Source organism: Azospirillum mesophilum (genome assembly GCF_053470405.2).
In genome coordinates this window covers 249,260-269,453 of sequence record NZ_JBPXMQ020000002.1, presented here as the reverse complement: position 1 = coordinate 269,453, position 20,194 = coordinate 249,260, and the positions used below count along the sequence as shown (strand labels likewise).

The following is a 20,194-nucleotide window of genomic DNA, read 5'->3' as shown; positions in this document are numbered from 1 at the left end:
CGCAGCCATGACCGACACTCTCCCTCTCATCGACCGGATGCCGCGTTGCCGTGGGCGGCTGACCGTCGACGCGCCGCTGGCGAACGTCACCTGGTTCCGCGTCGGCGGCCCGGCCGAGGTGATGTTCCGCCCGGCCGACGCCGAGGATCTGGCCGAGTTCCTGGCGGCGCTGCCGGCGGACGTGCCGGTGACGGTGCTGGGCGTGGCCTCCAACCTGCTGATCCGCGACGGGGGCATCCCCGGCGTGGTGATCCGGCTCGGGCGCGGCTTTGCCGATATCACGGCGGACGGGGTCTCGCTGACCGTCGGTGCGGCGGCGCTGGACCTGAATGTGGCCAGCGTCGCACGGGACAACGGTGTTGCGGGGCTGGAGTTCCTGTCGGGCATTCCCGGCACCATCGGCGGCGCGCTCCGCATGAACGGCGGCGCCTACGGGCGCGAGATCAAGGACGTGCTGGTCGAGGCGCAGGGCGTCACCCGGCGTGGTGATCGCGTGGCCTACGACAACGCCGCGATGGGCTTCACCTACCGCCACGCCGGCGTGCCGGAGGACGTGATCTTCACCGGCGCGACCTTGCGCGGCGAGCCCGGCAACCCGCAGGAGATCGCGCGGCGCATGGCGGAGATCTCCGACAAGCGCGCCGACACGCAGCCGGTCCGCTCGCGCACCGGCGGCTCCACCTTCAAGAATCCGCCGGGCCACAAGGCCTGGGAGCTGATCGACAAGGCCGGCTGCCGGGGCCTCAGCATCGGCGACGCGCAGGTGTCGGAGAAGCACTGCAACTTCCTCATCAACCAGGGCAGCGCCACGGCGGCGCAGCTTGAGGATCTGGGCGAGGAAGTCCGGCGGCGGGTGTTCGAGACGTCCGGCGTGACGCTGGACTGGGAAATCAAGCGGGTCGGCGTGCCGAAATGAACCTGCACATCAGCATATCCCCCTCTCCCCTCTGGGGAGAGGGTCGGGGTGAGGGGGTCCCGCGACTCCCGCACGTCCGGCACACGCGCAACCCCCTCACCCTAACCCTCTCCCCGGAGGGGAGAGGGAACGGAGTCGTCGCATGAAGAAGCACGTCGCGGTCCTGATGGGCGGATGGTCGGCGGAGCGCGAGGTGTCGCTGGTCAGCGGCGCCGGCGTCGCCAAGGCCCTGGAGGAGGAAGGCTACACGGTCACGGCGGTGGACGTGCAGCGCGACCTGAACGGGCTGATCCAGGCGCTGAGCAACCCGCGCCCCGACGTGGTCTTCAACGCGCTGCACGGGCGCGGCGGCGAGGACGGCACCATCCAGGGCGTGCTGGAGTTCCTGGGGCTGCCCTACACCCATTCCGGCGTGCGCGCCGCCGCCGTCGCCATGGACAAGGCGATGACCAAGGCGCTGCTGGCCTCGGTCGGCGTGCGCTCGCCCAAGGGCATCGTCCTGACCAAGGGCGAGCTGACCGGCGGCGCGCACCCGATGCCCGCCCCCTACATCGTCAAGCCGGTGGACGAAGGCTCGACCGTCGGCGTCACGCTGGTGCGCGAGGGGCAGAACAGCCCGGTCGGCGACGCCTGGACCTTCGGCGAGCGCGCCCTGGTCGAGGAGTTCATCCCCGGCCGCGAGCTGACCGTCGGCGTGATGGGGGGACTCGATTCCGATTGCCGGGCTTTGACCGTAACCGAGATCCGGTTCGAAGCGCAGGTCTATGACTACACGGCTAAATACAGCGCCGGTCACGCTGTGCATACTGTGCCCGCGCAGATTCCCGAAGAGATCGCGGAAGAAGCCAAAAGACTTGCGGTGCTGGCGCACCAGACGTTGGGTTGCCGCGGCGTTTCGCGCAGCGACTTTCGCTGGGATGACAGTAAAACTGGTACCGCGGGGCTGTATTTCCTGGAGATCAACAACCAGCCCGGCATGACCCCGCTGTCGCTGGTTCCCGAACAGGCCGCGGCCGTGGGCATCTCCTACGGTGCACTCGTCGCTTGGATGGTGGAGAACGCCGCATGTCAGCTCGATTGAGCGTCGATCCGCAGTTCCGCCCGGCCATGGGTATGATGGGCTCGGGGATGGCGGGTGGTCGTCTGCGCGACGACATGCCCGTGCCGCCGCGCGCCATGGCGCAGTCGGCGCAGAAAGGCAACCGCCGCCGCGCCTGGCCGCGCTGGACCCGCCCCGCGGTGAAGGCGGCGGTCCTGCTGACGCCGGTGCTGGTGATGGCCGGCCTCGCCGGGTCGGCCTGGAAGCGCGGCACCTTCGCGGAGACGGCGGCGGCCTTCGAGGAGAGCCTGATCGCCGTCAGCGGCAAGGCCGGATTCGCGGTCGGCGAGATCATGGTGGTCGGCCGGACGGAGACGGAGCGCGACGCGATCCTCAACACGCTCGGCGCGCGGCGCGGCGACCCGATCCTGGCGGTCAACCTCGCGGAGGCCAAGGAGCGGCTGGAAAGCCTGCCCTGGGTGTCGGCCGCGTCGGTGGAGCGCCGCCTGCCCAACGCCCTGCTCGTCCGCCTGTCGGAGCGCCAGCCGATGGCGATCTGGCAGCACGACCGCAAGTTCACCGTCATCGACCGCGAGGGCCGTCCGCTGGCCGACGCGGCCGAGCTGGCGCGGCGCGGCAACCAGCGCATCGACACGCTTCCGCAGGTTGTGGGGGCGAATGCGCCGATGCAGGTTCCGAAACTGCTCGCGGCCCTCGACAACGTGCCGTCGCTGCGCGACAAGGTGAGCGCCGCCACATGGCTCGGCGACCGCCGCTGGGATCTGAAGCTGAAGAACGGGCTTGTCGTGAAGCTGCCGGAAGCCGGGATGAACACGGCCCTGCGCCAACTGGCCGCGCTGGACGCCTCGGGCAAGGTGCTGGAGCGCGACGTCGTCGCGATCGACCTGCGCCAGCCCGACCGTGCGGTCCTTCAGACCTCCGCCACCGCCGTCCTGCCCTGGACGGAGGAGGAGAACAAGAAGAAGCCGGGCAAGAAGACCTGACCACCACCCCCCGCCATCACTGGACCTAAGAAGGCCACAGGGTACCGAACATGGGTTTGAGCGGCGCGAAAAAGCCGAAACGACTGACGCGCGGCGGGATCATCGCCGCGCTGGACGTTGGCTCGACGAAGGTGTGCTGCTTCATCGCGCGCGTCGAGGACGCCGGCGCGGTGCGCATCCTGGGCATCGGCCACCAGATCGCCACGGGCGTGCGCGCCGGCTCCATCATCGACATGGAGGCGGCGGAGACGTCCATCGGCGCCGCCGTCCACGCGGCGGAGCAGATGGCGAACGAGACCATCCGCGACGTGATCGTCAACGTGGCGAGCCCGATCAGCCACGGATTCAACGCGGAAATCGCCGTCTCCGGACAGGAGGTGATGGAGGCCGACGTGCGCCGCGCGCTGGCCCACGCCCGCACGCTGCAGGTCGGGCCGGACCAGGCGCTGGTGCACGCGATCCCCGTCGGCTTCTCGCTGGACGGCAGCCGCGGCATCCGCGACCCCAAGGGCATGTACGGCGAACGGCTGGGCGTGCAGGCCCACGTCATCACCGCCCCGGCGGGTGCGGTGCGCAACCTGCACACCTGCGTGGCGCGCTGCCACCTGGACATCGAGAGCATGGTCGCCAGCCCCTACGCCTCCGGCCTCGCCTGTCTGGTGGAGGACGAGATGGAGATGGGCTCCGCCTGCATCGACATGGGCGGCGGCACCACGACCATCTCCGTCTTCTTCGAAGGCAAGCTGATGTGGTCGGACTGCATCCGGCTGGGCGGCAACCACGTCACCAACGACATCGCGCGCGGTCTGACCACCCCGGTCGTCCACGCGGAGCGCATGAAGACGCTGCACGGCAGCGCCATGTCCAGCCCCGCCGACGAGCGCGAGATGATCGACGTGCCCCAGGTCGGCGAGGAGGAGCGGCTCGGCGCCAACAACCTGCCGAAATCCTATCTGGTGCGCATCATCCAGCCCCGGCTGGAGGAAATCTTCGAGCATGTCCGCTCGCATCTGGAGCATTCCGGCTACGCCAAGCTGGTCGGCCGCCGCGTCGTGCTGACCGGCGGCGCCAGCCAGCTGCCCGGCACGCGCGAGCTGGCGCAGCTCATCCTGGACAAACAGGTCCGCATCGGGCGCCCGACGCGGATCACCGGTCTGAACGAGGTTCACGGCGGTCCGGCCTATTCGACCGCCGCGGGCCTTCTTCTGCACGCCGTGCGCAATCCCACGGAACTTCCGGTCGCGGGCCAAGAGGCTGGCTCCGGCACGGGGTTCTTCGGGCGCGTCGGCCTGTGGCTGCGGGAGAACCTTTGATGAAAACCGAAAAAGACTCCTGCCGCTGAACAAACGACATGCCTAAAAAGCCGCCGGACTCAACCGGGGGCAACCCGCGAGTTAAAAGCATCGAACACAATGAAAAGGTTGTGGAGGCCATAATGATCAACGTGAGCATGCCGATCGTCGATTCCGAACTGAAGCCCCGGATCACCGTCTTCGGTGTCGGCGGCGCCGGCGGCAACGCCGTGAACAACATGATCAAGTCGAACCTGGAAGGCGTGGACTTCGTCGTCGGTAACACCGACGCGCAGGCGCTGAAGGGTTCCTTGTGCGAAAAGCGCCTCCAGCTGGGCACCACCGTGACGCGCGGCCTGGGCGCCGGGTCCAAGCCGGACGTCGGCCGGGCCTCCGCCGAGGAGCAGATCGACGAGATCGTCGGCTTCCTCGAAGGCTCCAACATGGTGTTCATCACCGCCGGCATGGGCGGCGGCACCGGCACGGGCGCCGCCCCGGTCATCGCGCGCGCGGCCCGCGAGCGCGGCATCCTGACCGTCGGCGTGGTGACCAAGCCCTTCCACTTCGAAGGCGCGCACCGCATGCGCCTGGCGGAGTCGGGAATCGCCGAGCTGCAGCAGTATGTCGACACGCTGATCATCATCCCGAACCAGAACCTGTTCCGCATCGCCAACGAGAAGACGACCTTCGCGGACGCCTTCAAGATGGCCGACGACGTGCTGCATTCCGGCGTGCGCGGCGTGACCGACCTGATGGTGATGCCGGGCCTGATCAACCTGGACTTCGCCGACATCCGCTCCGTCATGACCGAGATGGGCAAGGCCATGATGGGCACCGGCGAGGCCGGCGGCGAGCGCCGCGCCATCGAGGCCGCCGAGGCCGCCATCAGCAACCCGCTGCTGGACGACGTGTCGATGAAGGGTGCGCGCGGCGTCCTCATCAACATCACCGGCGGCTACGACATGACCCTGTTCGAGGTCGACGAGGCCGCGAACCGCGTGCGCGACGAGGTCGATCCGGACGCCAACATCATCTTCGGCTCGACCTTCGACAGCACGCTGGAAGGCACGATGCGCGTGTCGGTCGTCGCCACGGGCATCGACGCCGCCGCCATGGCCAACCCGCGCACGCTGCACCCGGTCAACCTGTCGCTCGTCTCCGAGCGTCCGGGCGCCGCCGGCGCCAAGAAGCCGGCCGGCCCGACCGGCCTGACCCAGGCCGCCCCGGTCGCCCCGTCGGCGATCCCGTCGGCGGTTCCGGTCTCCCCGGCCATTCCGGGTGCGGCCACCGGCATGGCCCCGCGCCCGATGTCCGCCGGCAACGGCGCGCTGAACGTCGCCGCCCCGATCCCGCAGCAGGTCCAGCAGCAGCCGGCCCCGCAGCCCTTCGCCCAGCCGCAGCCGGTCCAGCAGGCCGCGCCGCAGCCGGAGTATGTCCAGGCGGAGCAGCCGGTTCCGGTCCAGGACTATGCCCAGCAGGCGCCGGTCGAGAGCCCGGCCCCGGCGCGCACCGTGTCCGGCCCGCTGCACAGCGAGCGCCGTGACGGCCACTTCATCGCCCCGAAGCCGGCCGATCCCGGCCCGCGCCAGTCCGCCGCGCCGATGGGCGCCCCGGTTCCGGAAGCCGCCCCGGCCCGCAAGCCGAACTTCCTGTTCGGTCTGGTCACCGGCCTGACCGGCCGCAACAAGGCCGAGCATGCCGAGCCGGCCCCGCAGCCGGTCCCGCAGCCCACCTACCAGACGCCGGTCGCCCACCAGCAGCCGGTGCAACAGCCCCTTCCGCCCCAGCAGCAGCCGCAGCCGATGGCCATGCCGCCGGCCGCCCCGCAGGCGATGGCCCCCGCGCCGCGCCAGCAGGCCCTGGGCATCGAAGGAGCCCCGCAGAAGATTGACGAGGAAGCGCTGGACATCCCCGCCTTCCTGCGCCGTCAGGCCAACTGACGCGGTCAAACGAGGCTGGCCCAAGTGATCTGAGGGCTACAGCAACCCGCCGGTCGCCGCCGCCTCTTTGAAGCGGCATCGGCGGGTCTATCCACAACCTGTTCGACTTGAGCCGCCTTCGGACGTTCGCAAGAACGCGTCGAAGGCGGTCTTTTCGCATATGGGGTCAGGCCCTCTTCGCTCTGCAACAAACGGTAACAAAGAGTGATTTGTCCTCCACAGGGCCGAATGATACCTAGCATATGCGGTCATAAGCACTGACGAGGTGCGGCGGACCGCAGAACACAAGATCAAAGCGGGAAGACACCGTGGCTCAGAATCGCATCAAGACCGGCTCCATCCAGACCGGCGGCATGCTGCAGCGGACCGTAAAGAAGCCGGTTCACTGCACGGGCATCGGCCTGCACACCGGCGCCACGGTCAAGCTGATCATCTCCCCGGCCGAGCCGAACACCGGCATCGTCTTCCTGCGCACCGACCTGAACGGCCCCGCCGCGGTCATCCCGGCCCGCTGGGACCGCGTGGTCGACACGCGGATGTGCACCGTCGTCGGCAATGAGCACGGCACCACCATCGGCACGGTCGAGCACCTGATGTCGGCGCTCGCCGGCTGCGGCATCGACAACGCCCTGGTCGCGCTGGACAACATCGAAGTGCCGATCATGGACGGCAGCGCCGAACCCTTCGTCGAGGCGATCGAGCGCGTCGGCACCGTGACGCAGAACGCCCCGCGCCGCGCCATCCGCATCCTGAAGCCGGTGACCGTGACGGAGGGCAACAAGAGCGCCACCTTCACGCCGTCGAACGTGACCACCTACAGCTTCGACATCGATTTCGACAGCGCGGTGATCGCCCAGCAGAGCCACGCGGTGGAACTGGACGCCGAGAGCTTCAAGGACGAGATCAGCCGCGCCCGCACCTTCGGCTTCCTGCACGAGGTGGAGGGCCTGCGCAAGATGGGTCTGGCGCTCGGCGGCTCGCTGGACAACGCGGTGGTGATCTCCGGCGACACGGTGCTGAACGAAGGCGGTCTGCGCTTCGCCGACGAGTTCGTGCGCCACAAGATCCTGGACGCCGTCGGCGACCTGTATCTGGCCGGCAACCCGATCATCGGCAGCTTCCACGGCGTGCGCGCCGGCCACGCGCTGAACAACAAGCTGCTGCGCGCGCTGTTCGCCGACCACAGCGCCTGGGCCTACGAGACGCCGCCGAACACCGTCCCGGCCGGCTGGCGCGCCGTCGAGAGCCGCGCCGTCGCGTAAGCGCACCTTTCCCGAGTCATCGCTTCCCGGTTTCGCCCTGCCCTCCCCTTCCGGGGAGGGCATTTTCGTTTCGCGCACCCCCCTCCCCCACCGGATGCGCGCGTGACGAGTCTTGCGCGCACTCCCCTCCCCTTCCGGGGGAGTCGGGGCAGGTGTTGATGTGGGGCGCGTCGAGAAATGGTTCCGTGTTCGAATGGAATCAGCGGCTTATCGCGACTTTTTAAGAAGTGACATCAGATTTGTAAGTTGAGTTGGGCGCAGATGATGCCCAACAGGCTCGCAAAGCCGCATGTGTTGCGGTTTCGCCTGCGCTCAACCCAAACCGCCGGAGATTGCCAGATCACCTCCACTGTTAAAAACAGCCAGCCGCTTCTCAGGGGAAAGAAGGAAGCTCTCTTGCTTTCCTTGCGTTATCGTTGAGCAATGAAACCGCAACGATATGCAGCCACCTCGCTCATTTCTCTTTTTAAACATTTCAAACGGCAATTCAACAATACGTAACTCATTGAACCACTACGGCATTCTCATGTATGCGTCAGTAGACGCAAAATGATGTAAGTTGTTTGTTCCACCATTTTCATTATCTATAGCATTCATTCTTCGCGCCATCTACTTGGCCTTACTACTGATTATGAGGAAGACATGTCTATTCTTGAGGGATCTTGCCAGGCGTCGATGACGTTTGTGAACAATACCAGCCAATCGGTCACGATCGGCAACGGTGGATATCAAATGGGCTTCAGTTCCCTTTCGGCGACGATTCCGGCCGGGGGATCGTTGCAATGCACCGTCAGCGCCGGGCAGGGCAGCGACTATCCGGGCGACGACAGCGCAGACCTGGATGTTACGTTCGCTGACGGCACCACCGCGCAAATCCGATTCCAGGGCCAGGGGACTTCGACGAACGTCGGCGCCCTGGTCGTGCTGGGTTGGGCGGTGCAGCCGAATTCGGCCACGATCAAGCCGGCGGTCGGGGCTCTGGTCAGCACCAACATTTTCGCTCAGGTCTGCGCTCTCGGGAACCAAGCCCTGTCGCAGCTGATTGCCAGCGCGGGGATCATCGGTCAGGCCGCCGAGGCGCTTGCCGAATCCGGAGCGACCGGCGTGGTGGGCGATGCCTGGGATATGGTCAACGCCGGCCTCGACATTCCGGCCCTGATCACCTCCATCGAATCCAACGTGGCCATGAACGGCGCGACGACGATCACTCTGAGCCCGTCGTAAACCGCTTCTCGTCCGCTTCGGATCGGTCGGCCGGCGCGCGGAAATTTCCGTGCGCCGGCTGCATGACACCCGCGTTGCCCCCTCCCCTACCGGGAGGGAAGAAATCAGTGCAGGGTTTCGGACGGCTTGGCGGCGAATTCGCCGAAGCGGGTGTCTTCCTTCAGGATGTGCTTGCCCAGCCAGTCGGCGCAGAAATCATAGACCTCGTCGCCGGGGATGGCGTTGGCGCCATCGCGCTGGGCGTGGAAGCGCTCGCGGTAGGCTTCCACGTTGCGGGTCAGAGAGTCGTGCAACGCCTTGTGCGCGTCGAAGGTCGGGTAGTTGGCCCGCCGCATGTAGCCTTCCTCGCGAGCGAAATGCCGCTTGGTGTAGGCGATCAGCTCGTCGAGGATGGCCTCGATCACGTCGGGGGCGTGGCGGCTTTCCTCGGCGGCGAGCTTGTTCACGATGTCGATCAGGACGCGGTGATCCTCGTCCAGCTCGTCAATGCCGACGCTCATCCAGCGCGACCACTGAATGGACTCCATGGCGATCCCCCATTGCGTTGTTTTTTAGAACGCTTTGAACCTTTATGCGACCGACGGCGGCAAAGCGTCAACGCGGCAATTTGGCGGGGCCTGGGGGTTACGGCCGCTCCTCCATCATGCCGAAATCAGCTCCGTCCATTCCTGTTCGGTCAGGATGGTGACGCCGAGGTCCTTGGCCTTGGTTGCCTTGCTGCCTGCGTCGGCGCCGGCCACGAGGTAGTCGGTCTTGGCGGAGACGGAGCCCGCGACCTTGGCGCCCAGAGCCTCGGCGCGGGTCTTGGCCTCGGTGCGGGTCATGGTTTCAAGCGTGCCGGTGAAGACCACCGTCTTGCCCGCGACGGGCGAGCCGGTCGCCGCCTTCGGGCGTTCGGCGTCGAGCACGCGGACGCCGGCGGCGCGCAGACCCTGGATGATCTCCTGGTTGCGCTCCTCGCGGAAGAAGCCGGCCAGTTCCTCGGCGGCGACCTCGCCCACGTCGGGCACGGCGACCAGCTCGTTCCAGGCGGGGCCGGGCTGCTGGGATGCGGCGGCGGCCATCGCGGACTTCCAGGCGGCCAGAGTCTCGTAGCGGTCGGCCAGCGCCTGGGCGGCACGGGCGTCCACCTTCTTGATGCCCAGCAGCTTGATGATCTTCTCCAGCCGCACCGCCTCCTGCGCGGCGTAGAAATCCACCTTGGGCGGGTTTTCCGGATCGGAGAACCAGGCCAGCAGCGCGTCCGCCTTCACCGGGCCGAGGCCGTTCAGCGCGTGCAGGTCCAGCCACGCCTCGCCGGGCATCTCCCGAACCGCGCTCTCCATGCCCGCCAGCCAGCCGTCGAGCGAAAGATAGTGGCGGGCCAGCGACTTGGCGGTGACCTCGCCGATGTGGCGGATGCCCAGCGCGAAGATCAGCCGGTGCAGGTCGATGCCGTTGCGGCGCTGGTTGATGGCGTTGAACAGGTTCTCGACCGACTTCTCCTTCCAGCCGGGGCGGCCGAGGATGGCGAACTCGCCGCGCTGCACGCGCTCCTCCAGCGTGAAGATGTCGACGGGGGAGCGGATCAGGGCGTCGTCCCAGAACTCCTCGATGGTCTTCTCGCCCAGCCCCTCGATGTCGAAGGCGTTGCGGGAGACGAAGTGGCGCAGCCGCTCCTTCGCCTGGGCGGCGCAGATCAGGCCGCCGGTGCAGCGGCGCACCGCCTCGTCCGGCTCGCGCGGGGCGAGGCTGCCGCAGACCGGGCAGTGATCGGGGAAGACGTAGGGAACGGCGTCGGCCGGGCGCTGGCCCTCCACCACCCCGACGATCTGCGGGATCACGTCGCCCGCCCGCTGCACGATCACGAGGTCGCCGACGCGGATGTCCTTGCGGGCGATTTCGTCCTCGTTGTGCAGCGTGGCGCGGCTGACCACCACGCCGCCGACGGTGATGTCCTCCAGCTCCGCCACCGGGGTCAGGGCGCCGGTGCGGCCGACCTGGATGGTGATGCCCTTCAGCCGCGTCTGCGCCTGCTCCGCCGGGAACTTGTGCGCGATGGCCCAGCGCGGCGCGCGGCTGACGAAGCCGAGCCGCTGCTGAAGCTCCAGGCTGTTGACCTTGTAGACCACCCCGTCGATGTCGAAGGGCAGCGAGGAGCGCGCCTCCCCGATCTTGCGGTAGTGGGTCAGCAGAGCCTCGGCGCCGTCGCACAGGTTGGACGGACGATTCAGGTGGAAGCCCCAGCCTTTCAGCCGCTCCCGGATGCCCCACTGGGTGTCGGCGATGGGCTCCGACACCTCGCCCAGCGCGTAGCCGAAGAAGCAGAGCGGGCGCGAAGCGGTGACCGCCGAATCCTTCTGGCGCAGCGAGCCGGCCGCCGCGTTGCGCGGGTTGGCGAACAGATCCTCACCCTTTTCCGCATAGCCGCGGTTCATCGCCAGGAAGTCGTCGCGGTTCATGTAGACCTCGCCACGCACCTCCAGCACGGCGGGGTATGGGGCGGTCAGCGTGTGCGGCACGTCCCGGATGGTGCGGACGTTGGCGGTCACATCCTCGCCCTCCGCCCCGTCGCCGCGGGTGGCGGCCAGCACGAGGCGGCCGTCCTCGTAGCGCAGGGAGCAGGACAGGCCGTCGATCTTCGGCTCGGCCACGAACTCCAGCGCGGCGTCGTCGGACAGGCCCAGAAAGCGGCGCACGCGGGCCACGAACTCGTGCGCGTCCTCGGGCGCGAAGGCGTTGCCGAGCGACAGCATGGGCACGGCGTGCCGCACCTTGCGGAAGCCCGCCGCCGGAGCGTGGCCGACGCGCAGGGACGGCGAATCGGCGCGGCGCAGCTCCGGATAGCGCGCTTCGATGGCGTTGTTGCGGCGGACCAGCGCGTCGTAGTCGGCGTCGGAGATCGCCGGCTTGTCGAGCTGGTGATAGAGCCGGTCGTGGTGCGCGATCTCCCTGGCCAGCGCGGCCAGTTCGGCCTGCGCCTGCTCGACCGTCAGTTCCTCCACAGGGATGGCGCGGAGGTTGGCGGGGGTGTCGAACAGGTCGGTCATGACGCGTCTCTTCGGTGCCGGTTCATTGGGGGCGCAGCATAGCGTCGCGACGCGGCAGGGGGGAGTCTGGTATTTCCGGGCAGGCGCGCCAACCTTGAGAGGTACGATGGCGTGGAACTTGCGTGTATGATGGGACCGCGCCCGCGACCGGAAGCCTTTTGCATGACCGAGCCCGCCAACAGCCAGAGCGGCCAAAATCTGAGCATCGACGACCGTTTCGTCATCGCCGCCGCGCTGGACCGCATCCTCTACGACGACCCCGACCACTTCTCGGCCGAGGACGCACGGCTGCTGCGCCGCATGATCCCGCGCACGCGCACGGCGTGGCTGCGGCTGGGCTTCCGCGCCGAAAGCCAGGGGCCGTCCATGACCGGCCGCGCAGCCGGGGTGGGCGACGTGAAGATGGACGGCGACAAGAAGGTGGTGGAAGGCGGCGTCGGCGAATCGGCCGTCTGGCGCTGCGGCCAGTACAAGATCTCCAACCACGGCGACGATCTGGAGATCTGGCAGGTGATGAGCGACGAGTTCGCCGAGGAACCGAAGGGCGCGCGGCTGGAATTCGGCCCCACCGGCGCCCCGGAACGCCTGACCTTTTTCCAGCCGCGCGACCTGGAACTGCGCATCCCCTTCACGGGGATTGCCGTGGGGCTGCGGCTTGGCGGCTGGCAGCCCTGGAAGAGCGCTGAGTGACGCTTCCTTTTTGATCAGCGCCAGCCGTTGGGTCGGGCGATGCCCGACCCAACCTACGGCAGCCTGCGCTCGCCCGTAGGTTGGGTTGAGCGCAGACGAAACCCAACAGCCCTTACGCCGCGTCGAGGTGGTGCAGCGGGTCGGTGTGGTGGTGCTCCAGACCGGCCAAATGGTCGTAATTGGCCGCGATGTGGTCGTGGGCGGCGGCGGCCGCGTGGTCGATGTGGGCTGTGGCCGTCTCCAGGCCTTTTGTCACCATGTGCTGGTAGACGTCGTGCTGGCCGTCCGCAGCCTGCGCGGTCGCGGTGGCAGTCGCGGCAGGGAACCAGCCCTTGTCGGCGTTGACGACCAGCGTGCCGTTCCACCACAGGCCCGACTGGCCAGCGACCACGTCCTTCCCGTCCAGCGCGCCCTTGTCGTAGGTGACGTTGGAGGCCGTCGCCGCCACGGCGTGGCCGTTGATGGTCACCTTGTTGACGGTGAGGCTGCGGTCCTGGCCGTTGATCACCGCGTCGTTGTCGTACTGCACCTGGACCTTGTGCGCCTGATCGGCGGACAGGCTGGTGGTGAAGCTGTAGTCCTTGGCTGTGGTGCTGGCGACGCCCTCGCCCACCTTGTGGCCGTCGACCAGAAGGTTGAAATGGGCGTTCACCCCGCCCGCCGGCGTGCCGGAGGCGTTGACCGTGATGGTCGAGGCCGCGGATGCCGGCGCGGTGGCGGCCGCCGGGAAGTCGCCGGCCGGCGCGTTGACCACCAGCGTGCCGCCCCACCACATGGACGACTGGCCCTTCGCCACGTCCAGACCGTCCAGCGCGCCCTTGTCGTAGGTGACGTTGGCGTCGGTCGGCGCGATGGCGTGGCCGTTGATGGTGATCTTGTTGACGAACAGGTTGCGGTCCTGGCCGCTGACCGTGGCGTCGTTGTCGTACTGGATCTGCACCTTGTGCGCCTGATCGGCCGTCAGATTGGCGGTGAAGCTGTAGTCCTTCGCCGTGGTGCCGGTTGTCGCCTCGCCGATCTTCTGGCCGTCCACCAGCAGCTTGAAATGCGCGTTCACGCCGCCGGCCGGCGCACCCGAGGCGTTGACCGTGATGGTCGTCTCGCCGGACTGGGCGATGGCGGGCGTGGTGGTCGCCGGGGTGGCGGACTGGGCGATCTTCGCCAGCAGAGCGTCGGTGTTGATCTCGAAATAGCCGGACGTGCCCATGGCCGTGCCGGTGCTCTTGGCGAGGTCAAGGAACTGCTGCTGCGTCAGCTTGGAGCCGGTGAGGCTCATGGCCTCCTGCTGGGCCAGCGCGACGGTCGCGGTGACGGTGGGGGCGGCGAAGGAGGAGCCGTTGGCCGAATAGGTGTCGCCGGCGAGATTGGTCAGCCGGATGTCGGTGCCGTCGGCGCAGACGTCGGTCAGCGTCGGGCTGCGCTGCGCCCAGGTCGGAAAGCCGCCGGTGCCGGTGGAGGCCGACACGCAGATCTCGTTGGGGTCGGCCGCGAAGCTGGACACGCCCTGCGTCACGCCGCCGTCACCGCTGTTGCCGGCCGCCGCCACGGTCAGGACGCGCTTGGCGGCCAGCGCCGCCAGTTCGTCCGACAGCATGCTCGTGTCCGCGGTCGTCACATTGCCGCCGCCGAGCGAGAGGTTGACCGCGCTGATGTGGTAGGCGTCGGCGTTGGAGACCACCCACTGCAGGGCCTTCTCGATGGTCGCCTCGCCGGTGGCGCTGCCGTCGTCGGGCATGACCTTCAGCATGATGATGCCGGCGCCGGGCGCCTCCTTCTCGATCTCCGACGTGATCATGGCGCCGTGCGTGTTGGCGTTGGACACCATGACGTTGTCGTCGTTGTCGTAGAAGTCATGCTGGTAGACGAGCTGGCTCGTGTTCCAGGACGACGACAGGCCGCTGTCGATGACGACGATGTTGCCGATGGAGGAAGAGGTGGTGCTCGTCATTGTGCCAACCTTGTTCTTATTGCGAACCGGCGCTCCGGTCCGGGACGGACGGCGGGCGCAGCAGGGTTGGACTATGCGGGCTTCGCTGTGACCCTCGTATGACCGCTGGGGGCGAAGGTTGTGACCGGAGGCGGCGCGCCCCTGCGCGCGGTTGAAAATCCCGCGACATTATGCGCGTCGCAATTTGTATCAAATTGCAGGAAAGAGGGTGGTGTTACAGCTCCCGAGACCTCCGCCCAGAGACCTCCGCCCAGAGACCTCCGCCCAGAGACCTTTGCCATGTTCAACATTCTGCTGGTGGAAGACTCTTCCGCCATCCGCGCCATCGTCCGCCAGCAATTGCTCGGCTTGAAGATGCGCGAGGTCGTCATGGCCGCCAACGGCCAGGAAGCGCTGGGCATTCTGAAGAAGCGCGACGACATCGACGCGGTCATCAGCGACTGGCACATGGAGCCGATGGACGGCCTGTCCTTCTGCTCCAGCGTTTAGAAGAACCCGCGCCTGAAAGACCGGCAGCTGCCGGTGATCTTCATCACCGCCGACCCCAAGATGGCCGACGACGACGTTCGCGAACGGGTACTGGAATCGGCCCGCCGCCTGGGGATCGTGGACATCGTCCCCAAGCCCTTCACCCAGGATGGCCTACGCGCCGCCCTGTCGAAGGGATTGGGGTTCCAGGTGTAGCGCGGCCCTACCCGCGCCCCGCGATCAGGCTGTCCGCCGCCGCGCGGGCTTCGGCGGTGATGGTGGCGCCGGAGAGCATGCGGGCGATTTCCTCGCGGCGGTCGTCGCCGTCCAGTTCGACCACACCGGTCGTCACCTGCTCGCCCTTCACCGACTTCTGCACCTTCAGGTGGGTGGAGCCGCGCGCGGCGACCTGCGGGCTGTGGGTGACCACCAGCACCTGGAGGCCGTGGCCGAGCGTTTCCAGCCGCTGCCCCACCGCGGCGGCGACGGCGCCGCCGATGCCGGTGTCCACCTCGTCGAACACCAGCGTGCCCACGGTGGAGGTCTGGGCCAGCACCACCTTCAGCGCCAGCATGAAGCGCGCCAGCTCGCCGCCCGACGCGATCTTGTTCAGCGCCCCCGGCGGGGAGCCGGGGTTGGTGGCGACCTGGAAGGCAACGCGGTCCATGCCGGCCGCCGTCCAGTCCGATTCGTCGGCCAGCGGCTCGACCAGCGTGCGGAACTTCGCCTTGTCCAGCTTCAGCGGGGTCAGTTCGGTGGCGACCGCCGTGTCGAGGCGGCCGGCGGCCTCCTGCCGCGCGCGGCTCAGCGCCTCGGCGGCCTTGCGGTAGGCGTCGCGGGCGGCTTCGGCCTCCTTGGCAAGGCGGCTCAGCAGGTCGCCCTGGTCCTCGATCAGCAGCAGGCGGTCGGCCATGTCCTTGCGGAGTGCCGCCAGCGCGTCCACGTCCACCCCGTGCTTGCGGGCGGCGGCGCGCAGCGCGAACAGGCGCTCCTCCAGCTTTTCCAGGGCCTGCGGGTCCATGTCCACGTCGGCGGACGCGGCCTGGAGCGCGGCGATGGCCTCCCCCGCCTCGGTCGCGGCGCGGTCGAGCGCTGATATGACCGGGTCCAGCTTGCCGCCGGCCTTGTCGGCGATGCGGCTGAGCGTGCGGATGGCCGAGGACAGGGCGCGTTCCACCCCGCGTTCGCCGGACAGCTCGCCGTAGGCGGAGTTCATGGCGTCGACCAGCTTCTCGCGGTGCATCAGCACGGCGCGGGTCTCGGCCAGTTCCTCCTCCTCGCCGGGCTTGGGCGCCAGGGCGTCCAGCTCGGCCACGGCGTGGCGGAGATATTCCTCCTCGGAGCGGGCGCGGGCGATCTCGGCGGCGGCGTTGGCGCGCGCGTCCTCCACCTGACGCCACGCCCGGTGGGCGGCGGCGACCTGCGCGGCCTGCGCGGACAGCCCGGCATAGGCGTCGAGCACGCCGCGGTGGGTCTGCGGGTTCAGCAGGCCGTGGGTGTCGAACTGGCCGTGGACCTCCACCAGCTCCTCGCCCAGGCGCTTCAGCAGGCCGACGCCCACCGCCTGATCGTTGACCCAGGCGCGGCTGCGGCCGTCGGCGCTGACGGTCCGCCGGACGACCAGACGTTCCTCGGGGTCGAGGCCCTGTTCCTTCAGGATCTCAAGAGCCGGGTGGTCGCCGGACAGCTCGAACTCCGCCGTCACCGACGCTTGGTCGGCGCCGTGGCGGACGAGGCCCGAATCGGCGCGCGCGCCCAGCGCGAGCCCCAGCGCGTCAAGCAGGATGGACTTGCCCGCGCCGGTCTCGCCGGTCAGCACGCAGAGGCCCTTGCGGAAGCCCAGCCCCAGCCGTTCGATCAGGACGACGTCCCGGATCGTCAGCGACGCCAGCACGGATCGACCTAGAACAGGGAGCTCCAGGCTTTGCTGATCCAAGACTTCTCGTTTCGCTCCGGACGCACGTTGGCGTCCACCAGCAGTGCGTAGCTGTCCGTGTACCATTCGCTGCCGGGGAAGTTGTGGCCGAGCACGGCGGCGGCGGTTTTCGCCTCGTCGGTGACGCCCAGCGCCAGATAGCACTCCACCAGGCGGTGCAGAGCTTCCGGCACATGGGAGGTGGTCTGGTAGTTTTCAATCACCGTGCGGAACCGGCCGATGGCCGCCGTGTACTGACCCTGGTTCAGGTAGAACCGCCCGACCTCCATCTCCTTGCCGGCGAGGTGGTCGTTGGTCAGGTCGATCTTGATCTTGGCGTCGCGGGCATACTGCGTGTCCGGGAAGCGGCGCACCACCTCCGACAGGGCGTCGAGCGCCCGACGCGTCATGCGCTGGTCGCGGCGCACGTCGGTGATCTGCTCGTAGTAGGACAGCGCCCGCATGTAATAGGCGTAGGCGACGTCCTTGCTGCCCGGATGCAGCTGGATGTAGCGGTCGAGCGCCAGGATGGCGTCGTCGTACTTCAGGTCCTGGTAATGGGCGTAGGCGGCCATGATCTGCGCCTTGCCGGCCCATTCCGAATAGGGGTGCTGGCGCTCCACCTCGTCGAACAGCTTGGCGGCCGTCTTGAACCGCTCGTCCCGCATGGCGGCGTCGGCCTCTTGGTAGATCTGCTCGGCCGGACGCTCGACGTAGGCCACATCCTCTTTCGTGGAGGAACAGGCGGACAGCGCGGAGGCGAGGAGGAGGGCCGCAAGCGGCAGGCGGGTAAGGCGCGGGGGCATGGTCGTCATACTGCTTCCAGGTTTGCCCCTATATAGCACGCGGGGCCGACGATGCGGCAAGCCGCTTGGTGAAGGAAATGGGATGGGGCGTTCTCGGTCCCCTCTCCCCTCTGGGGAGAGGGTTAAGGTGAGGGGGTCCCGCCATTGCCGAACTCCCCCGTCCCCCGACATCCCCCTCACCCCGACCCTCTCCCCGGAGGGGAGAGGGAGAAACAGCGGCTTATGCGAACAGGGCGTCGATGTCGGCCTGGCTGATGTTGCCCAGTTCCTGCGCCTCGCTGGGGCCGTGCAGCTCCAGGCTTTCGTCCATTTTGGTGACGGTGGGCGGCAGGGGCATCGCCTCGAATTCGCGCTTGTTCCAGTGGCTCATCATGGCATCGACGCGCTCCTCGATGAAGGTGAGGGCGCGGACGACCTTGGTGATGCGCTGGCCGGTCAGGTCCTGGAAGTTGCAGGCCTCGTAGATGCGGACGATGATCTCGTTCATGTCGTTGACGCGGTCGTTGTGATAGCCCTCCGGCAACGACGACTTCAGCTCGTGAACGACCTCTTCCAGCTCTTCGGCGCAGGCCATGATGGTGTTGGTGGCGGCCTCCGTCGCGGAGACGACGGCGTTCAGCTCCTGCGAGGCCTGCTGGAACTTGTCGTCGCCGGCCAGCGGGTGGCGGATGGCCGCCATTTCCACCTTGGTCGCCTTGATCCGCCCGGAGATGTCGGCGATCTCGACCTGGATCTGGTCGATCTGCTTGGCGTCCATGGTCAGGAAGCGGTCGAGCTTCGCGCCCAGGTCGCCGATGGCGCGGATGACCTCGCTGTGGTCCACGGTCACCGGGCCGGACGGCAGGGCCGGGGCGGCGATCACTTCGTCGGAGGGAACCTGAAACGGACTGCCGTTGCGGCGGGCCTTCTGAATCTCGGCCATGAAGGGCTTCGAGAAGTTCCTCATGCAGGCTCCGCCTTTCCGGAAGGGCGGCGCGTCGGGCCGCCTTGATCAGCACTCCCCGCCGGGGTTGAAGAAGCCCCGGCGGGCCACAGTCTTCATATCAAACTTTAGTCAATCTTTCGCCTGAAGATTTACGCCCCTTACCCGAACAGCGCGTCGATGGCGGCCTGATCGAGCGGCGTGGGCGGCTCGTCCGCCGCGGGTGGCGGGGGCGGAGCCGCGGGCTTGGGCGCCGGCTTCGGCACGGGCTTGGCCGCAGCGGACGGCGGCTTGGGCACCGGCTTCTTGGCGGGCGGCGGGGGCGGTGCCGGCGCGTCGAACATGCTGTCGATGTCGGCCTGGCTGGCCTGGACGGGAGCCGGGGTTGGGGCTGGAGCTGGGGCCGGGCTGTCGAACAGGCTGTCGATGTCCGCCTGACTGGACTGCACGCCGGCGGCGGGGGCCGGCGCGGGAGCCGGTTCAGGGGCCGGCGGCGGGGCGGCCACGGCCGGGCTGTCGAACATGCTGTCGACATCGGCCTGACTGACGCCCAGCCCTTCGAGCTGCGGCCCGTTCAGCAGGTGCGCGTCCGGACGGGTGTCGGTGTTCTCGTCGTGGACGGCGATCCCGGCGAGCTTGTCGACGCCCCAGATGTTGATCATCGCGTTGACGCGCTGCTCGATGTAACGGAGCGCGTTCACGACCTTGCTGGTGCGCTGGCCGGTCAGGTCCTGGAACGAGCAGGCGGTGAAGATGTTGGTCACCTCCCCCTCGATCTCGCCGCACAGGCCGGCGTCGGCGCCATCCGCGCGCAGCTTGCTGGACAGATCCATCAGCCGTTCGGCGGCGTTCAGAATCTCAAAGGAGGCCCGCTCGGTGGAGATGACGATGGCGTCCAGCTCGTTCGTGGCGGACGTGATCTTGTCGCCGCCACCATCGGGCGGACGCAGGGCTGCGACCTCTCGCCGCGCCTGTTCGATGGAGGCGGCCATCTCCATCAGCTCGCGCCGCAGCACCTCGACGTGCTTGGCCGCTTCGACCACTTCGCTCTGCCGTTGCCAGGAATTGCGAAACTCAACGAGCATCTTGCGCACTTCCTCCGCCGCGGCCCCGTGAGCCCGGCGGTGGAAGCGGCGAAGGAAGGCGCGCCCTTTGGTCGTGCGGGCGATCGCCTCCTCGATCTGGTCGAACTCTTCCTCGGAAAGCTGCGGAAGCTGTTCCAAGCCGGCCACTCCTTACCCGCCGATGACGGCCTGGATCTTCTGCTTCAGCGTGTCGGCGTTGAAGGGCTTGACGATGTAGTTGTTCACGCCGGCCTGCTTGGCGGCGATCACGTTCTCGGTCTTGCTTTCGGCGGTGACCATGATGAACGGGATCGGGGCGAGCTTGGCGTCGGCGCGGATCTCCTTCAGGAGTTGCAGGCCGGTCATCGGCTCCATGTTCCAGTCGGAGATGATGAGGCCGAACTTGCTTTCGCGCAGCTTCGCGAGGGCGGAGACGCCATCGCCGGCTTCGTCGATGTCCGTGTAACCGATCTGGGTCAGGAGGTTGCGAACGATGCGCCGCATGGTGGCGTAGTCATCGACGACAAGGATCTTCATCTACGCGTCTCCGCATTCTTCCGTTGCTAGGCCCCGGCCCGACGCTCTGCCCGCCCCGGCGCAAGGCGCACGCGCGGCGGTCGAGGACTGGTTCCGACTGTGATGCCCTAAGTCTGCCGAAAAGTCATCCTTCTGCGA

General features: G+C 67.9%; 18 protein-coding genes. 10 read left to right on the top strand and 8 right to left on the bottom strand.

Going from position 1 to position 20,194, the window contains the following annotated elements; genetic code table 11:
• The first annotated feature begins 7 nt into the window (after window positions 1–7).
• The 7 genes from murB to ACSVC7_RS03405 all read left to right on the top strand — a co-directional run bounded on the left by murB (window position 8) and on the right by ACSVC7_RS03405 (window position 8,677).
• Window positions 8–916 (top strand): UDP-N-acetylmuramate dehydrogenase, encoded by a 909-nt coding sequence (gene murB / locus ACSVC7_RS03435; RefSeq protein ID WP_448202569.1) that lies wholly within the window; start codon window positions 8–10, stop codon window positions 914–916.
• A 142-nt stretch (window positions 917–1,058) separates the two neighbouring features.
• Entirely contained in the window at window positions 1,059–1,997 is a 939-nt protein-coding gene (locus tag ACSVC7_RS03430) for a D-alanine--D-alanine ligase (RefSeq protein ID WP_448202570.1), read from the top strand.
• Window positions 1,982–2,959 (top strand): cell division protein FtsQ/DivIB, encoded by a 978-nt coding sequence (locus tag ACSVC7_RS03425; RefSeq protein WP_448202571.1) that lies wholly within the window; start codon window positions 1,982–1,984, stop codon window positions 2,957–2,959. Before ACSVC7_RS03430 ends, ACSVC7_RS03425 begins: the two co-directional genes overlap by 16 nt.
• Before the next feature lie 50 nt (window positions 2,960–3,009).
• Window positions 3,010–4,272: a cell division protein FtsA gene (gene ftsA / locus ACSVC7_RS03420; protein ID WP_448202572.1), complete on the top strand. Its 1,263-nt coding sequence runs from the start codon at window positions 3,010–3,012 to the stop codon at window positions 4,270–4,272.
• A 122-nt stretch (window positions 4,273–4,394) separates the two neighbouring features.
• Complete coding sequence (gene ftsZ, locus ACSVC7_RS03415; protein ID WP_448202573.1) at window positions 4,395–6,191, top strand: cell division protein FtsZ; 1,797 nt, start codon at window positions 4,395–4,397, stop codon at window positions 6,189–6,191.
• Between the two features lie 308 nt (window positions 6,192–6,499).
• The gene (gene lpxC / locus ACSVC7_RS03410; RefSeq protein WP_448202574.1) at window positions 6,500–7,453 is read left to right on the top strand and encodes a UDP-3-O-acyl-N-acetylglucosamine deacetylase; all 954 of its coding nucleotides are present in this window, start codon (window positions 6,500–6,502) and stop codon (window positions 7,451–7,453) included.
• A gap of 642 nt (window positions 7,454–8,095) precedes the next feature.
• Window positions 8,096–8,677: a hypothetical protein gene (locus ACSVC7_RS03405; protein ID WP_448202575.1), complete on the top strand. Its 582-nt coding sequence runs from the start codon at window positions 8,096–8,098 to the stop codon at window positions 8,675–8,677.
• A gap of 104 nt (window positions 8,678–8,781) precedes the next feature.
• Here the strand turns inward: ACSVC7_RS03405 and ACSVC7_RS03400 are convergent, their stop codons facing one another.
• Both ACSVC7_RS03400 and ligA read right to left on the bottom strand, forming a co-directional pair.
• Window positions 8,782–9,204 carry a bacteriohemerythrin gene (locus ACSVC7_RS03400; protein ID WP_448202576.1) on the bottom strand — a complete coding sequence of 141 codons (423 nt, stop codon included), beginning with the start codon at window positions 9,202–9,204 and terminating at the stop codon, window positions 8,782–8,784.
• A 114-nt stretch (window positions 9,205–9,318) separates the two neighbouring features.
• Window positions 9,319–11,706: an NAD-dependent DNA ligase LigA gene (ligA, locus tag ACSVC7_RS03395; protein ID WP_448202577.1), complete on the bottom strand. Its 2,388-nt coding sequence runs from the start codon at window positions 11,704–11,706 to the stop codon at window positions 9,319–9,321.
• Window positions 11,707–11,868: 162 nt separating this feature from the next.
• Here ligA and ACSVC7_RS03390 point away from each other — a divergent pair, with 162 nt between their 5' ends.
• On the top strand, window positions 11,869–12,396 hold the full coding sequence (locus ACSVC7_RS03390; protein WP_448202578.1) for a hypothetical protein: 528 nt from the start codon (window positions 11,869–11,871) through the stop codon (window positions 12,394–12,396).
• Between the two features lie 112 nt (window positions 12,397–12,508).
• Here ACSVC7_RS03390 and ACSVC7_RS03385 read toward each other — a convergent pair whose 3' ends face one another.
• Window positions 12,509–14,344, bottom strand: coding sequence for a carbohydrate-binding domain-containing protein (locus ACSVC7_RS03385; RefSeq protein ID WP_448202579.1), 1,836 nt, complete (start codon window positions 14,342–14,344; stop codon window positions 12,509–12,511).
• A gap of 279 nt (window positions 14,345–14,623) precedes the next feature.
• Between ACSVC7_RS03385 and ACSVC7_RS03380 the strand changes: the two genes are divergently transcribed.
• Entirely contained in the window at window positions 14,624–14,833 is a 210-nt protein-coding gene (locus ACSVC7_RS03380) for a response regulator (protein WP_448202580.1), read from the top strand.
• A 33-nt stretch (window positions 14,834–14,866) separates the two neighbouring features.
• Window positions 14,867–15,028: a hypothetical protein gene (locus ACSVC7_RS03375; protein WP_448202581.1), complete on the top strand. Its 162-nt coding sequence runs from the start codon at window positions 14,867–14,869 to the stop codon at window positions 15,026–15,028.
• 7 nt (window positions 15,029–15,035) lie between these two features.
• Here ACSVC7_RS03375 and recN read toward each other — a convergent pair whose 3' ends face one another.
• The 5 genes from recN to ACSVC7_RS03350 all read right to left on the bottom strand — a co-directional run bounded on the left by recN (window position 15,036) and on the right by ACSVC7_RS03350 (window position 20,056).
• Entirely contained in the window at window positions 15,036–16,706 is a 1,671-nt protein-coding gene (gene recN, locus ACSVC7_RS03370) for a DNA repair protein RecN (protein ID WP_448202582.1), read from the bottom strand.
• Between the two features lie 8 nt (window positions 16,707–16,714).
• The gene (locus ACSVC7_RS03365) at window positions 16,715–17,533 is read right to left on the bottom strand and encodes an outer membrane protein assembly factor BamD (RefSeq protein ID WP_448202830.1); all 819 of its coding nucleotides are present in this window, start codon (window positions 17,531–17,533) and stop codon (window positions 16,715–16,717) included.
• A gap of 220 nt (window positions 17,534–17,753) precedes the next feature.
• The gene (locus ACSVC7_RS03360; RefSeq protein ID WP_448202583.1) at window positions 17,754–18,479 is read right to left on the bottom strand and encodes a protein phosphatase CheZ; all 726 of its coding nucleotides are present in this window, start codon (window positions 18,477–18,479) and stop codon (window positions 17,754–17,756) included.
• A 137-nt stretch (window positions 18,480–18,616) separates the two neighbouring features.
• Entirely contained in the window at window positions 18,617–19,687 is a 1,071-nt protein-coding gene (locus ACSVC7_RS03355; RefSeq protein ID WP_448202584.1) for a protein phosphatase CheZ, read from the bottom strand.
• Between the two features lie 3 nt (window positions 19,688–19,690).
• Complete coding sequence (locus ACSVC7_RS03350; RefSeq protein ID WP_448202585.1) at window positions 19,691–20,056, bottom strand: chemotaxis response regulator CheY; 366 nt, start codon at window positions 20,054–20,056, stop codon at window positions 19,691–19,693.
• Window positions 20,057–20,194 lie beyond the last annotated feature (138 nt).